General features: G+C 42.5%; 9 protein-coding genes. All 9 read left to right on the forward strand.

The window, feature by feature from the left end; genetic code table 11:
• The first annotated feature begins 184 nt into the window (after positions 1-184).
• The 9 genes from ruvB (at position 185) to O9316_RS00680 (ending at position 16,211) form a co-directional block, all read left to right on the forward strand.
• Positions 185-1,207 carry a Holliday junction branch migration DNA helicase RuvB gene (gene ruvB / locus O9316_RS00645; protein WP_298203843.1) on the forward strand — a complete coding sequence of 341 codons (1,023 nt, stop codon included), beginning with the start codon at positions 185-187 and terminating at the stop codon, positions 1,205-1,207.
• Positions 1,208-1,324: 117 nt separating this feature from the next.
• Complete coding sequence (queG, locus tag O9316_RS00650; RefSeq protein WP_298203842.1) at positions 1,325-2,248, forward strand: tRNA epoxyqueuosine(34) reductase QueG; 924 nt, start codon at positions 1,325-1,327, stop codon at positions 2,246-2,248.
• A gap of 64 nt (positions 2,249-2,312) precedes the next feature.
• On the forward strand, positions 2,313-4,613 hold the full coding sequence (locus O9316_RS00655; RefSeq protein ID WP_298203841.1) for an NADP-dependent malic enzyme: 2,301 nt from the start codon (positions 2,313-2,315) through the stop codon (positions 4,611-4,613).
• 63 nt (positions 4,614-4,676) lie between these two features.
• Positions 4,677-5,258, forward strand: a complete 582-nt coding sequence (gene ruvA, locus O9316_RS00660) for a Holliday junction branch migration protein RuvA (RefSeq protein WP_298203840.1) — start codon at positions 4,677-4,679, stop codon at positions 5,256-5,258.
• Between the two features lie 57 nt (positions 5,259-5,315).
• The gene (sprA, locus tag O9316_RS00665; RefSeq protein ID WP_298203844.1) at positions 5,316-12,491 is read left to right on the forward strand and encodes a cell surface protein SprA; all 7,176 of its coding nucleotides are present in this window, start codon (positions 5,316-5,318) and stop codon (positions 12,489-12,491) included.
• 81 nt (positions 12,492-12,572) lie between these two features.
• The gene (gcvH, locus tag O9316_RS00670) at positions 12,573-12,953 is read left to right on the forward strand and encodes a glycine cleavage system protein GcvH (RefSeq protein ID WP_298203839.1); all 381 of its coding nucleotides are present in this window, start codon (positions 12,573-12,575) and stop codon (positions 12,951-12,953) included.
• A gap of 58 nt (positions 12,954-13,011) precedes the next feature.
• The gene (locus O9316_RS13065) at positions 13,012-13,296 is read left to right on the forward strand and encodes a VanZ family protein (protein WP_366941506.1); all 285 of its coding nucleotides are present in this window, start codon (positions 13,012-13,014) and stop codon (positions 13,294-13,296) included.
• A gap of 87 nt (positions 13,297-13,383) precedes the next feature.
• A complete protein-coding gene (gene deoC, locus O9316_RS00675) occupies positions 13,384-14,127 on the forward strand; it encodes a deoxyribose-phosphate aldolase (protein WP_298203838.1) in 744 nt (247 codons plus the stop codon).
• A 2-nt stretch (positions 14,128-14,129) separates the two neighbouring features.
• Positions 14,130-16,211 carry a gliding motility protein RemB gene (locus O9316_RS00680; RefSeq protein WP_298203837.1) on the forward strand — a complete coding sequence of 694 codons (2,082 nt, stop codon included), beginning with the start codon at positions 14,130-14,132 and terminating at the stop codon, positions 16,209-16,211.
• Positions 16,212-16,214 lie beyond the last annotated feature (3 nt).

Here is a 16,214-nt window from a genome sequence, read left to right on the forward strand (position 1 = left end):
AAAACCAAAAACACACAAACAACTTTCATTCAACTATATAAAATAAAACAAAAAAAAAAAAAAAATAATATATAAAAAAAAAAATTCAAACAATATTATGAAACAAAAAACTTAAAAAAAAACCGACTCAAGTTGTGAGACGGCTAGTTTTTTTATTCCTCCAAACTTGAGCTATATTTGTGCTATGAACGAAAACTTAGATCCCACCAATAAGGGCTACAACCCCGAAGAAATTGACCTCGAAAAGAAGTTACGCCCCCTTTCGTTTGACGATTTTACGGGTCAAGAGCAAGTACTCGAGAATTTAAAAGTTTTCGTTAAAGCCGCCAATCTTCGCGATGAAGCCCTCGATCATACCCTTTTTCACGGCCCTCCAGGATTGGGGAAAACGACCCTAGCCAATATTCTTGCCAACGAATTGGGGGTGGGAATAAAAATTACTTCAGGCCCCGTTCTCGATAAACCTGGGGATCTTGCAGGTTTGCTCACGAATCTAGAGGAACGCGATGTGCTTTTTATCGACGAGATTCATCGGCTCAGTCCCGTAGTCGAAGAATATTTGTATTCGGCGATGGAAGATTTTAAAATCGATATCATGATTGAAACCGGTCCCAATGCGCGCTCGGTACAAATCAATCTGAATCCTTTTACCCTCGTAGGGGCAACCACACGTAGCGGACTCCTTACAGCTCCCATGCGGGCGCGTTTCGGAATTCAATCGCGTTTGCATTATTATAATACCGAACTCTTAACCACTATTGTGCAACGCAGTGCCACCATTCTCGGCGTACCCATTGCTATGGAAGCGGCTATCGAAATCGCAGGAAGAAGCCGAGGAACCCCCCGTATTGCCAATGCACTCTTACGCCGTGTTCGCGATTTTGCCCAAATCAAAGGCAATGGAAAAATCGATATTGAAATCGCACGCTATTCGCTTCAAGCGCTCCATGTCGATGCGCACGGTTTGGACGAAATGGATAATAAGATTCTCACCACAATTATCGATAAGTTCAAAGGGGGTCCTGTGGGTCTCTCTACCTTGGCCACCGCCGTTTCCGAAAATGGTGAAACCATCGAAGAAGTTTACGAACCATTTTTAATCCAAGAGGGATTCATCATTCGCACGCCGCGGGGTCGCGAAGTCACCGAAAAGGCCTATCGCCATTTGGGCAAAATTAAAGGAACGTCACAGGGCGAATTGTTTTAGGGCATTCCCCCGAAAGCAACTCCCTGCGCCTATTCCCGTTTTCTCTCGGGGTCGGGCTTTCCGCAGTACGCGCCCTCCTCACGTCGGGCGGGTACTTCGCTGCAATCCCTAATGCACATGAACAACCAAAAACAACACTACAGTCAGTTTATAAAAGCCGAAGCCAAACGCCTTGGGTTTCTCTCTTGCGGTATTGCCAAAGCCGGTTTTCTCGAAGCCGAAGCCCCTCGTTTGGAACGCTGGCTCCATAAAGGCTTTCACGGTGAAATGCAGTATATGGAAAACCATTTTGATAAACGTCTAGATCCTAGGTTGCTTGTCGAGGATGCCAAAAGTGTCATTTCAGTGCTTCTCAATTATTTTCCCTCCGAAACGCAACAAGAGGATACGTACAAGATTTCAAAATATGCCTACGGTAAAGACTATCATTACGTCATCAAAGACAAACTAAAAGCGCTTTTACACAGTATACAAACCGAAATCGGAGCCGTTAACGGACGTGCCTTTGTCGATTCTGCTCCAGTCTTGGACAAAGCTTGGGCTGCCAAAAGTGGATTAGGATGGATCGGAAAAAACGCCAATCTTATTACCCAAAAAACGGGTTCTTATTATTTTGTAGCCGAACTCATCGTCGATCTTGAATTAGACTATGATCCGCCCACTACCGATCATTGTGGAACTTGCACCGCTTGTATTGACGCTTGTCCCACCCAAGCTATCGTGGCTCCTTATGTGGTCGACGGCAGCAAGTGCATTTCGTATTTTACTATCGAACTCAAAAATCAATTGCCCGAAACCATGAAAGGCGCATGGAATGACTGGGTCTTCGGTTGTGATGTATGTCAAGAAGTGTGTCCTTGGAACCGTTTTGCAACGCCACATCAAGAACCCCAATTTAATCCGCATCCCGATTTACTCTCTTTTTCCAAAAAGGATTGGGAAGAAATAACAGAAGATATTTTCAAAGAAGTTTTTCGCGATTCGGCAGTAAAACGAACCCAATACCAAGGCTTAAAACGCAATATTGACTTCCTTAAATAAATCCTTCATTTGTTTCACGATTCCACGGATACTTTTACCTTTGTCATGATGCAAATTGTGAAAAATGGATAATCAATCGAGTAAACGCCGTGCGGCACTTTTATACCATGCCAAACCCACTCCAGGCAAAATAAAAATTGTTCCTACCAAAAAATACGCCACGCAAAGAGATTTGTCCCTGGCCTATTCCCCGGGGGTTGCCGAACCTTGTTTGGAAATCGCCAAAGACGTTAATAACGTATATAAATACACGTCCAAAGGGAACTTAGTAGCGGTAATTTCCAACGGAACGGCGGTCTTAGGTTTGGGCGATATCGGCCCCGAGGCTTCCAAACCCGTGATGGAAGGAAAGGCCTTGTTGTTTAAAATTTTCGCAGACATCGATGTGTTTGACATTGAGGTGGATACTAAAGATGTAGATGCTTTTATCGAAACGGTAAAAAACATTGCCCCCACTTTTGGAGGAATCAACTTAGAGGATATTAAAGCCCCCGAGTCGTTTGAAATTGAGCGCCGTTTGGTGGAAGAGCTCAACATTCCCGTAATGCATGACGACCAACACGGAACAGCCATCATATCTTCAGCCGCTCTTTTGAATGCCCTTGAATTGGCAGGTAAAAAAGTCAATAAAGTAAAGATTGTCGTTTCGGGAGCAGGTTCAGCCGCCTTAGCTTGTGCCAATTTGTATGTGCTTTTGGGCGTTAAACCCGAAAACATCATCATGTTTGATAAAGACGGGGTGCTGCATAAAGACCGCGCCGATCTATCCGACTTACAGCGTCGCTATACTACCGCCAAACCTGGAACAACTATGGCGCAAGCCCTCAAAAATGCGGATGTGTTTTTGGGTCTTTCTGCAGGAAATATCTTGACGCCTGAAATGCTATTGGCGATGGCCAAGAATCCCATCGTTTTTGCGATGGCCAACCCTGTACCTGAAATCGATTATAATGTAGCGATTGCCACCCGAAAAGATATTATTATGGCTACGGGTCGCTCGGATCATCCCAACCAAGTGAATAATGTTTTGGGATTCCCGTATATTTTTCGTGGCGCCTTAGATGTTCGCGCCACCAAAATTAACGAAGCCATGAAAATGGCCGCCGTAAAAGCCTTGGCTTGCTTGGCCAAAGAATTAGTGCCCGAGCAGGTAAATATTGCCTACGGGGAAACAAAATTGGCATTCGGACGCGACTATATCATTCCGAAACCTTTTGACCCGCGCCTAATTTCACGCGTTGCCCCCGCCGTAGCCAAAGCCGCTATGGAGTCGGGAGTAGCACAACAACCGATTACCGATTGGGAACGCTATGAAGAGGAATTGATGGAACGTATGGGTTCGGATAATAAAATGGTGCGATTGCTCATCAACCGCGCAAAAACCGACCCCAAACGCATTGTGTTTGCTGAAGCCGATCAATTGGATGTACTCAAAGCGGCTCAAATTGTCTATGAGGAAGGGATAGGAAAACCTATTTTACTGGGTCGGAAAGAAGATATTCTAGAGTTGAAAGAGGAAATCGGTTTTGACGCCGACATTCCTATTTTTGATCCCAAAACCAAAGAGGAAGACGAGCGTCGTATGCGGTATGCTGAAATCTTTTGGAAAGAACGTCAACGCCGCGGCATCTCTTTGCTGGATGCACAAAAATGGATGCGCGAACGCAACTATTTTGCCGCCATGATGGTTAATGAAGGCGATGCTGATGCCATGGTTTCGGGGTACTCTCGAAGTTATCCCTCGGTGGTTCGCCCCTTAATGCAATTGATCGGAAAAGCGCCCGGGATTTCGTTGATTGCTACTACCAATATGATGATGACAAATAGGGGCCCCATGTTCTTATCAGACACAGCCATCAATCCAGACCCATCTGCCGATGATTTGGCCAAGATTGCTTTAATGACCGCCAAAACGGTTCGTATGTTTGGAATGGAACCCGTGATTGCCATGGTTTCGTTTTCCAATTTCGGCTCATCTACCCATGAAAGTGCGCAAAAAGTGCGTGATGCGGTTGCTTATTTGCATAAATACTATCCCGATTTGATTGTCGATGGGGAGATTCAAACCGATTTTGCGTTGAATCCCGACATGTTGAAAGCGAAATTCCCATTTTCAAAATTGGCAGGCAAAAAAGTCAATACCATGATTTTTCCCAATCTAGAGTCGGCCAATATTACGTATAAATTACTGAAAGAACTTTACAAAGTTGATTCGGTAGGCCCCATTATGTTGGGGATGGACAAACCGGCACATATTTTTCAACTAGGGGCCAGCGTAGAGGAAATGGTAAATATGGCTGCTGTAGCGGTGGTTGATGCCCAAGAAAAACACAAACGGCTCCGCGATATGGTGATAAAAAAGTAAGGTTCTTGTTTAGAAAAGTCCCTAATTGTTAATTTTTTCTATATTTGGACATACGATTTTAAGATGATAGCACATATTCACGGAAAATTAGTTGAAAAAAATCCTACCGAAGTGGTGATTGATTGCCAAGGGGTAGGCTATCACATCCATATTTCGTTACACACCTATGCGTTGTTGCCGCAATCCGAGTCGGTGAAGTTATTTACCTACTTGCTCATCAAAGAGGATGCGCATCAACTGTTCGGGTTTATGGAAAAATCAGAGCGCGAGTTGTTTAAATTGTTGTTGTCCGTATCGGGAATCGGTGCTGGAATTGCGCGAACGATGCTCTCTTCATTAGATCCAAAACAAATTATTGCAGCCATCGGCAACGGTGATGTGGGAACTATTCAATCCATCAAAGGTATTGGGGCCAAAACAGCCCAACGGGTAATCCTTGATTTGCGCGATAAAGTGTTAAAAATCCATGATATCGGGGAAGTTTCGCCCATTTCATACAATACAAATCGGGATGAGGCGTTATCTGCTTTGGAGGTTTTGGGCTTTGTTCGTAAGAATGCCGAAAAAGTAGTGGATAAAATCATGAAAGAACAGCCCGATGCCAACCTAGAAACCATAATCAAACAAGCATTAAAAAACCTATAACTGTTGAAAACAAACAGCCGGAATAAATCATTATTACGAATACTTTGTTTTCTTTTTGTGTTTTTTGCCTTTTCAACACAGGCCCAAACAACAGAAGAGGAAGACGACGAAAAAGCGAGAGATACCATTAAAGGATACAACACCGGAGCCATTAAATTAAATGACCCGAAAAGTGTTGTAGAAGCCTATACCTATGACCCTACCATAGATCGATACGTTTTGACCAAAACCTTTGAAGGGTTTAACATCAATTATCCGATGTTTTTAACCCCTAAAGAGTACGATGCCTTGGTATTACGGGAATCGATGCGGGCTTATTTTCAAAAGAAGTCCAATGCTGCTGAAGGAAAAGGAACAGAACAAGACAAGAAAGACTTGCTCCCGCGGTATTACGTAAATTCCAGCTTTTTTGAAACCCTTTTTGGAAGTAACACCATCGATATCAAGCCCACTGGATCGGTAGAAGTTGATCTAGGGGTGCGTCATACCAAGCAAGATAACCCCGCTTTTTCACCGCGGAACCGTGCCACAACTACATTCGATTTCAATCAGCGCATCAGTATGAGTTTGATGGGAAAAGTAGGAACGCGTTTAAATGTAAATGTCAATTACGACACCCAATCTACTTTTAATTTCCAGAATTTAATCAAGTTGGAATACACGCCAACCGAAGACGATATCATTCAGAAGATTGAAGTCGGTAACGTTAGTATGCCTTTAAACAATACGCTAATTCGTGGAGCGCAGAGTTTGTTTGGGGTTCGTGCCCAACTGCAATTTGGAAGAACAACCGTAACAGGGGTGTTTTCAGAGCAAAAGTCGCAAACCCGAACCGTAACCTCACAAGGAGGCGGGACGATTCAGAATTTTGAACTTTTCGCACAAGAATACGATAACGATCGTCACTTCTTCTTATCGCAATATTTCAAAAATCGCTACGATTTTGCTTTACGAAATTATCCCTTTATTGACAGCCGGGTACAAATTACCCGTATTGAAGTTTGGGTAACCAACCGTCAAAACCGAATCAACACTACCAACAACAACCAACGAAACGTAATCGCTTTACAAGATTTAGGGGAGTCTCGATTGACCGACACGTATAGCAATACGCCACTGAATGATAACCAAGTAGTGGCCGTCGATCCGATTGAAATCACCAATGGATTTTTTCTAACCCCAATTGATAGTCCTTCCGACAACTCCAACAACCGGTATGATCCCGCTTTAATTGGAACAACCGGATTGCTTAATCAAGGTATTCGTGAAATTTTTACTGCCGGCAATGGATTCAACAACGTAAATCCAGTAAACGAAGGGACCGATTATGCCAAGTTGGAAAATGCACGAAAATTAAATCCCTCCGAGTATACTTTTCACCCCCAATTGGGATATATCTCTTTGCAACAACGCTTGGCCAATGACGAAGTTTTAGCCGTTGCTTTCCAGTATACCGTGGGTGGTCAAGTATATCAAGTAGGGGAGTTTGGAACCGATGGCGTTGAAGCAACGCAAGTTGATACCGGAGGAATTCCCGCGACACAATCGTTGATCGTAAAAATGTTGAAAAGTACGCTAACGTTTGTCGATAAGCCGATTTGGGGCTTGATGATGAAAAATATTTATCAAATTCCCGGGGGGTTCCAGTTGCAAAAAGAGGATTTTAAATTCAATATTCTTTACACAGATCCTTCGCCTTTAAATTATATCGTAGAGGCTAGCCCCACAAGTCCACTGCCCAACGACGTTCGCGAAACGCCTTTACTTCGCGTTTTCTCTATGGACCAATTGAATTTTGCCAACGACCCACAAACAGGCGGGGATGGTTTTTTTGATTTTGTTCCCGGACTTACCATTGACCAGCAAAACGGCCGAATTATTTTTACTAAAATCGAACCTTTTGGACGTTATTTATTTGAAAAATTACGAACTGCACCTGGGTCATCGGAAAACTATCTAGGCGACCCAACCTCTTTGGCAGATTTTAACCCCAACCAAGCGAAATACGTATTCCGAACTTTATATACAAGTACACAAGCCGCAGCGTTGCAAGACAGTGAAAAGAATAAATTTCAATTGCGCGGTCGATTTAAATCTTCGGGAGGAGAAGGGATTCCCATCGGAGCGTTCAACGTTCCGCAAGGATCGGTTATCGTTACGGCGGGAGGAAGACGTTTGGTTGAAGGGGTCGATTTTACCGTAAATTACCAAGCGGGACGTGTTCAAATTTTAGATCCCTCCCTACAAGCATCCAATACACCTATTGAAGTTTCGGTTGAGAACAATTCTGTCTTTGGCCAGCAAACACGTCGCTTTATGGGGATTAATGTTGAGCATAAATTTTCACCCAAAGCCTTAGTGGGCGCCACGTTTTTGAAAATGACGGAGCGTCCGTTCACCCAAAAATCCAATTACGGTCAGGAATCTGTTAACAACAGTATGTTTGGGTTGAACACGAGTTTGTCTTCGGAAGTTCCATTCTTAACTCGTTTAGTGAATAAATTGCCCAATGTGGACACGGATGTTCCTTCAAACGTGTCGTTCCGTGGGGAAGTTGCTTTCTTAAAGCCCGATGCGCCTATTGGTGACCGGTTTAATGGTGAATCGACTTTGTACGTAGACGATTTTGAAGGATCACAAACCAATATTGATTTACGTTCCCCATTGTCGTGGTTTATAGCCTCTACACCAGAACGCCCTGCAACCGGAAATGTGGATTATCCTGATTTTAATGGAACACAAAATTCGATAGATTACGGATTTAAACGCGCCAAAATTGCATGGTATACCATTGATCCTGTATTTTACACGCAACGTCCTTCGGGTGTTTCCCAAGATGATTTATCGCTCAACAGCACGCGTCGTATTTTCAGTTCAGAGCTATTTCCGCAAACGGTTATCGCACAAGGACAATCGCAAGTGGTGAATACCTTGGATTTAACCTATTTTCCTCAAGAACGCGGTCCCTATAATTTCAATCCAGCAGCGCAAGCAGATGGAACATTGCCTAATCCCGATACCAATTATGGGGGAATCATGCGAGCGTTGAATTCAACCAATTTTGAACAAACCAATGTCGAATATATCCAGTTTTGGATGATGGATCCCTATTTTGATCCGACCAATCCTGGGGCGGCTTCCGATCCTTCTAATGTGGGTCAGATTTATTTCAACCTCGGTGAGATTTCTGAAGATATCCTCAAAGACGGGCGTAAGTTTTATGAAAATGGTTTAGGGCCTGGGCAAATTACCACCAGTAATTATTGGGGAAATATTCCGGCCTCGCAATCTTTGATTTATGCTTTTGATACTGATACGGCCAACCGTAATGTGCAAGACGTAGGATTGGATGGGCTTAGCGATAATGAAGAGGCGGCCAAGTTCCCTGGATTTGCCTCATTCCCCGATCCGGCGGCAGACAATTACAATTTTTATTTAAATGCCAATGGAGGTGTTTTGGATCGCTATAAAAATTACAATAACGTTCAAGCCAACTCTCCCGTAGATGTTACCGACACCAATCGAGGTTCGACCACTATTCCTGATGTAGAAGATGTCAATCGGGATAATACCATGAATACGATCAATGCGTATTATGAGTATAAAATTAATATCAGTCCAAGTGCGCTTTCAAATGTTGGAGCCAACTTTATTACAGATATTCGTGAAACACAGGTAACTGCTGCCAACGGAAATACAGTTCAAGCCCGTTGGATTCAGTTTAAAATACCCGTTACTGCACCTGCCAATACCATTGGAAGTATTTCTGATTTCCGTTCTATTCGTTTCATGCGAATTTTCATGACCAAATTTAACCAACCAGTTACCATTCGTTTTGGGACATTGGATTTGGTTCGAGGCGAATGGCGACGTTTTGAAAACACTCTTGATCCTGTCGATACAGATGTCACTGATGATGGAACCAATTTTGAGGTTCAAGCCTTAAACGTTCAAGAAAACGGTTCGCGTAATCCTATTAATTACGTTACTCCTCCGGGTGTTCAGCTAGAACAGTTGATGCAAAACAACACCTTGATTCCTCAAAATGAACAATCGTTGGCATTACGCGCTAGTGGCTTAGGTTTGGAGCCTGGCGATGCTCGTGGGGTGTTTAAAAACGTCAGTGTCGACATGCGACAGTTCAAAAAAATCAAAATGTTCTTGCACGCTGAAGCGCTTCCTGACGAGCCAAGTTCAATTGAAGATAATGAGCTTGTGGGTTTCATTCGCTTTGGAAACGATGCGTCAGAAAACTTTTATCAGATAGAACTTCCGTTAAAAAAATCGCAATTCAACGTTAATAATCCCGATGCGGTATGGCCCGAAGCCAACCAAATTGACGTATCGCTGAAGTTGTTGACCCAATTAAAAGTGTTGGCCTTGAGTCATATCTATACTTCGCCTGGAGAAATTTATTTTAAAAATGAAGATGAACTCGACAATTCCTTGGTTGGCAAAGTCAATAAGGCCCGTTTGGGTATTCGAGGGAATCCTAATTTTGGTTTGATTCGGGTTTTAATGGTGGGAATTAAAAACAATACCCACATCCTGAACACTGTTGAACACCCACTCAATCCGAGAAGGATAAAGGGAGAGGCGTGGTTCAATGAGTTGCGTATTGCCGATATGGACAATAAAGGCGGTATGGCTGCTGTAGCCAATTTGGATGCGAATTTGGCCGACTTTGCAAATATTTCAGCGACTGGACGCATGAGCACCATTGGTTTTGGTTCGATTGATCAAGGTCCTAATGAACGTAGTCGTGAGGAGATATTGCAGTACAATATTGTGACCAATATGAGTTTGGGGAAATTGTTGCCCAAGAAATGGAACATGAATGTGCCTTTTAATTATTCTGTTGGGGAAGAGATTATTACACCTAAATACGATCCATTCTTCCAAGATATCGAGTTGCAACAATTGATTGACAACACTCAAGATGAGGCGCAAAAACGCAATTTCCGCAACCGAGCGATTGACTATACCAAGCGTAAAAGCATCAATTTTATTGGGGTTAAAAAAGACCGTGGAGAAAAACAAAAACCACGTTTTTATGACATCGAAAACGTGACGGTTTCCTACTCGTACAATCAGGTGGATCGCAACAATTATGAGCTGGAAAACTTCCAAGATCAACAAGTAAATACCGCAGTGGATTATACGTTTGCCTTTCAAAACAAACCCGTGGAGCCTTTCAAAAAAGTAAAGGCTTTCCAAAAAAGCAGTTATTGGAAATTGTTGAGTGATTTTAACTTCAACTTTTTACCTTCTAATATTTCTTTTAGTACCAACATTAACCGTCAGTTGAATCGTCAGCAATTCCGCTTGGTTGATGTAGAAGGAGTAGGGTTGCAAACCTTATTTCAAAGAAATTATTTGTTCAATTACCAGTACGGATTCAATTACAATTTGACCAAGTCATTAAAGTTGAACTTTAATGCGACGAGCAATAACTTGGTCCGTAATTTTATGGATGAGAATAATGTACCCGACAATACGTATACGCTTTGGACGGACTTTTGGAATCCGGGATTGCCGAATACCCACAATCAACAGTTGACTATCAATTACGAAGTGCCGTTGAATAAAATTCCGTTCCTGGCCTTTATCAAACCAACGTATACATACAACGGTACATTCACCTGGCAACGTTCTTCCATCGCATTATCTTCGTACACCGATGCCAATGGAGAGGTGTTTAATTTAGGGAATACCATTCAAAATTCTGGATCACACAAGTTGAATACGGCTTTCAATATGGATGCCTTGTATAAATACATTGGGTTAACCAAGACCAAAAAGAATACCAAGACCACGCAAACAGGTCCCCCAAAACCAGGGCAAAAAATTACAAACACCGCTGTAGCTCCACAATCGGAGCGCAGTCCTTTTGTAGAGGGGTTAATCGGTATTTTAACCAGTGTAAAAAATATTCAAATCAATTACACCGAAAATCAAAGTACAGCCTTACCAGGATACACGCCGGGTCTCGGATTCTTTGGTTCGGCCAAGCCCTCTATGGCATTTGTGTTTGGGTTGCAAGACGATGTGCGTTTTGAAGCGGCCAAACGCGGCTGGTTGACCAATTTCCAGGATTTTAACCAAAATTATACTGAGGTTATCAACCGTACGTTGGACATGACGGCTAATATTGATTTGTTCCCCGATTTTAAAATCGATTTGGCGGCCAATCGCACTTATGCCACGAATTATACAGAGCAATATGATGTAAGTCCCGATGGGACCTACAATTCAAGGTCGCCTTACAATACAGGGAACTTTGCGATTTCGACCAACATGATTACCACCTCGTTTATGCCTAGTGACGAGTTTGGTTCGGAAGCATTTAATCGATTCCGCGAAAACCGTTTTGTAATTGCGCATCGTTTGGCCGAAGATTATTATGGGAATACTACCTATCCGCTCGATGCAGAGGGGTACCCACAAGGATTTGGGAAAAACAGTCAGGATGTCTTATTGCCCGCTTTCTTGGCGGCCTATACAGGGCGTGATGTCAATAAAGTGTCAACGGGAATCTTTAGAGACATTCCCATTCCGGGTTGGAATATTAAGTACAACGGATTAATGCGGTATAAGTTTTTCAAAGATCGCTTCAAACGTTTCTCGATTCAGCACAACTACAAAGCATCCTATACTATCAATGCCTTCCGTTCAAATTTAGACTATGTAGAAGGTGCCATAAACCCTGCCAATAACAATTTCTTCCAGCAAACGATTGTAGGAAATGTCAACTTGGTGGAACAATTTAGTCCGCTTTTCCGCATTGATTTTGAAACAAAAAGCTCCTTTAAGTTGTTGCTTGAAATGAAAAAAGACCGCGCCTTATCGTTCAGTTTTGACAACAATTTATTGACCGAGCAACAAGGTGTTGAGTATATTGTTGGAACAGGATTCCGTTTCAAAGACGTGATTATCTCTTCGCGTTTGGCCGATAATCCCACCGGAGTGATTAAGAGTGATATAAATGTGAAAATTGACTTCTCTTACCGTAACAACAAAACCATTGTGCGGTATTTAGATTATAATAACAACCAGTTGGGAGGCGGTCAAGACTTATGGTCAGCCCGAGTTACTGCCGATTATTCGTTCAGTAAAAATTTAACGGCCATTTTCTTTTATGATCATTCATTCTCTCAAGCCGTTATTTCAACTTCATTCCCGATAACCAATATTCGAACTGGATTTACGTTGCGTTATAACTTCGGAAATTAAACCAGTTGAAATGCAAAAAATCATTTTTCAATATCGGAATTAAGTGTACCTTTGAACGTGTATTTTTAAACCAACAAACGAATGAATATTCCTTCTAATTTGAAGTATACCAAAGACCACGAGTGGGTTTCTTTGGACGGCGATGTAGCCACCGTAGGCATTACCGATTTTGCGCAACGTGAATTGGGTGATATTGTTTATGTTGAAGTTGAAACACTCGATCAAACCCTCGCAAAAGACGAAGTTTTTGGTACCGTTGAAGCGGTAAAAACCGTTTCTGATTTATTTCTCCCATTGTCGGGTGAAATTATTGAATTTAACGATGCTTTAGAGAGTACGCCAGAAACGGTAAATTCGGATCCTTATGGTGCCGGTTGGATGGTGAAAGTTAAAATTTCTGATGCCTCTGAGTGGGATCAATTGATGGATGCCGATGCCTACAAAGCGTTGATTGGAGCCTAAGATAACATATCGTTTATTACTAGCGCTTTGTTGGACCGCACTCATAACGTGGTTAAGTTTGGGTTCAACAGGAAGTTTTGGACAAAGTATTCCAGTACCCCAAAAGGATAAAGTAGTTCACTTTTGTTTCTACTTGGGGTTTGTTTTTTGGTGGGGGAACTGTCTGCAAAGAAAGTCAAAACGAGTGCTGCTTTGGGTTTGGCTTGCCGCAGTAGGATATGGAATTTTGATGGAAGTTTGTCAATTCGTTTTCACACAAAATCGCTCAGCGGATTTTTGGGATGTGCTTGCCAATACCCTAGGGGCTAGCGTTGGATTATTGCTCTTTTCTCCAAAAAAATAGTAAGCCACTCTTCGGGAGTGGTTTTTTTATGGAAATCAATGAAGCTGCCTTCATAATTTGTATTTTTGACCCTTATTGGTTATCGCTATGCACATTCGACACTATTTAGATGCTACCTACCTTAAATTGCCTGAGCAGGCCGGACTTTCCAAAGCCGACCATGAACAAGTGGTAAGAGCTTGTATTCAAGAAGCCATTGAGGAGGGTTTTAAGTTGGTGATGATTCGCCCCGATATGGTGTCCATGGCGCGAACGATGATTGATCAAGCAAAATCTTCGGTATTGGTGGGAACCGTGATTGGATTTCCAGAGGGGACAGCTGATTTGGAAGCCAAATTGCAAGAGGCACAACAGGCGATTGAAGATGGAGCCGATGAGTTGGATTTTGTGTGTAATTATACCGCCTTCCAATCAGGAGATGTGGCCTTAGTGCGCAAAGAGATTGTGGCCGGAACGCAGTTGGCTTGGTCACACCACAAAACAGTCAAATGGATTATTGAAGTGGCTGCCCTGACGGATGCTGAAATCATTCAGTTGTCGGTGTGCATAAAAAATACTATTATAGCCCATTTTAAAGAAGAAGTCTTTGCTCATGTTTTTGTAAAATCTTCGACCGGTTTTTATGAAACAAAAGAAGGAAAGCCCAATGGCGCTTCACGTGCCGCAATATTGATGATGCTCGAAAATTGTGCACCACTTCCGGTTAAAGCCGCTGGAGGTGTGCGCACCTATGAGGAGGCCGTTGAAATGATAAAATTAGGTGTAAAACGAATCGGAACGTCGGCGGCAAAAACCATTGCGCACGGCGGGACGACTGAAGCTGAATATTAAGTATGAAACGATTACTTGTTTTTGTGTTTTTTTGGAGTGGGTTGCTAACCATTTGTGCGCAAGGATTGCAACAAACACCTCCTGTTTTTCCGAATTGTAAGTCGGTCAACGAGGCTGATGCACAAACTTGTTTTGATCAAGAATTACAGCGGTTTATTTACCGTGAGTTCAACGTTAAGTCCAATTATCAGGGGACGGTAATTGTGGTTTTTGAAGTCGATCAATCGGGTAAATTCAAACCCTTGTATATTGATGCAGGAGATGCCGAAATCACTGCCGAGTGTCGCCGTGTATTTGAAAAGTTACCCGTGATCCAACCCGCGGTCTATGGAGGGAAAGCTACCTATTCGAAATACACCATTCGTTTTGATGTCCCGTTGCAAAATCCAGACGATACGCCCAAAGTAGTAGCCAAACAGCAACAATCCCTAGCTGTACCGACTACATTTCAAAAGGAAACGCGTACCATGGATTTAGATACAATGCAGTATCAAACGTTTACCAAACCCCAATACGATAGTAAACTTGCGATCCCTTTTTCCAATCGACTTTATGCTTCCTTTGATTGGGCAATGAATCAAGTGGGGGCCAATGCCCATACGACTTCAAAACCTTTTACCTTCAAAGAAGTGTCGAAATATTACAATTTACGGGAAGCCCATCAACAATTGATGAAGCCCAAATCGTCATGGTGGGGTAAAAAAATATGGAATGATGACTTGGTTGCCATTCAAGGCGATGATTATTGGTTTACATTGAATCCCGTGTTTGATTTTCAGGTAGGAAGCGAAACCTCTGGCGCTACCGATTATACCTTTGTCAATACCCGCGGAGTGCAAATTCGAGGTGGGTTAGGTAAAGAAGTCAACTTTTCGGCCACTATTTTTGAAAGTCAAGGACGATTTGCCGATTATTTCAATCAATATGCTATTTCTTTGCGCCCATCCGGAGGAAATCCAGCGACCATCCCAGGGATAGGGATTGCCAAAGAATTTAAAACCGATGCTTTTGATTTTCCCATGGCGGAGGCGTATATCAATTATGCTCCTGGGAAGTTTGTTGAAATGCAATTGGGGCATGGCCGAAATTTTATTGGCGATGGGTACCGGTCATTATTGTTAACCGACGGGGTGAGTCCGTATCCTTATTTCAAAATCAATACCACTTTTTGGAAAATAAAATATACCAATCTTTACATGTGGATGAAAGACACCCGTCCTGAAGTAACGGTTGATGGAACGTATGCTACGAAATTTGTTGCCAGTCACTACTTGAGTTGGAACGTTAACCGACGCTTAAACATTGGCTTTTTTGAATCGGTAGTATGGGCCAATCAAAATGACCGTGGCTTTGACATGAATTTTGTCAATCCTATTATTTTTTACCGAGCTGTTGAGTTTTCATCTTCTTCTCGTAGTGGAAATGCGCTTTTGGGGCTCACGGGGAAATACAAATTGAGTAATAGTGTAAATGCTTACGGGCAATTTTTGTTGGATGAATTTTCCTTGGGTGAAATTCGTGCTCAAAATCAGAGTTGGAAAAATAAATACGCCTATCAATTGGGCTTAAAATATTACAATGCTTTCAATGTAGATAACTTAATGTTGCAGTTGGAATACAACTTTGTTCGTCCTTATGTTTATTCACATAGCAATGTGCTAACGAATTACGGGAATAGTAACCAAAGTTTAGGGCATCAATGGGGAGGTAATACCAAAGAGTTAATTGCTATCGGGCGGTATACGCATGGACGCTACTATGCTTCGGCCAAGTTGCATTATGGAATTCGTGGTTTGGATATAAACGGCTTGAATTACGGCGGTAATATTTATTTAAGTTACAATGACTTCCGTCCTACAGATACTGGAGTTGTGGTAGGACAAGGTAACGAAACGATGGTGTTTATTGCCGATTTGCAAGCGGGTTATGTAATCAACCCTACAACCAATTTAAAGCTGTTTGCCAATCTAATTTTTAGAAATTTTGATCCCGCCACGGTAACTGATACGGTTACGTCATCGGCTACGACATGGTTTTCGATTGGTGTTCGTACAGACATCTTTAACTGGTATTTTGATTACTAAAAT

Source organism: Flavobacterium sp., from assembly GCF_027533505.1.
Taxonomy (GTDB): Bacteria; Bacteroidota; Bacteroidia; order Flavobacteriales; family Flavobacteriaceae; genus Flavobacterium.

Excerpts from the sequence above, each read along its gene's own strand:
- ruvB (WP_298203843.1), top strand. The coding sequence starts at position 185 with ATGAACGAAAACTTAGATCCCACCAATAAGGGCTACAACCCCGAAGAA.
- gcvH (WP_298203839.1), top strand. The coding sequence starts at position 12,573 with ATGAATATTCCTTCTAATTTGAAGTATACCAAAGACCACGAGTGGGTT.
- deoC (WP_298203838.1), top strand. The coding sequence starts at position 13,384 with ATGCACATTCGACACTATTTAGATGCTACCTACCTTAAATTGCCTGAG.
- queG (WP_298203842.1), top strand. The coding sequence starts at position 1,325 with ATGAACAACCAAAAACAACACTACAGTCAGTTTATAAAAGCCGAAGCC.
- O9316_RS00680 (WP_298203837.1), top strand. The coding sequence starts at position 14,130 with ATGAAACGATTACTTGTTTTTGTGTTTTTTTGGAGTGGGTTGCTAACC.
- O9316_RS00655 (WP_298203841.1), top strand. The coding sequence starts at position 2,313 with ATGGATAATCAATCGAGTAAACGCCGTGCGGCACTTTTATACCATGCC.
- ruvA (WP_298203840.1), top strand. The coding sequence starts at position 4,677 with ATGATAGCACATATTCACGGAAAATTAGTTGAAAAAAATCCTACCGAA.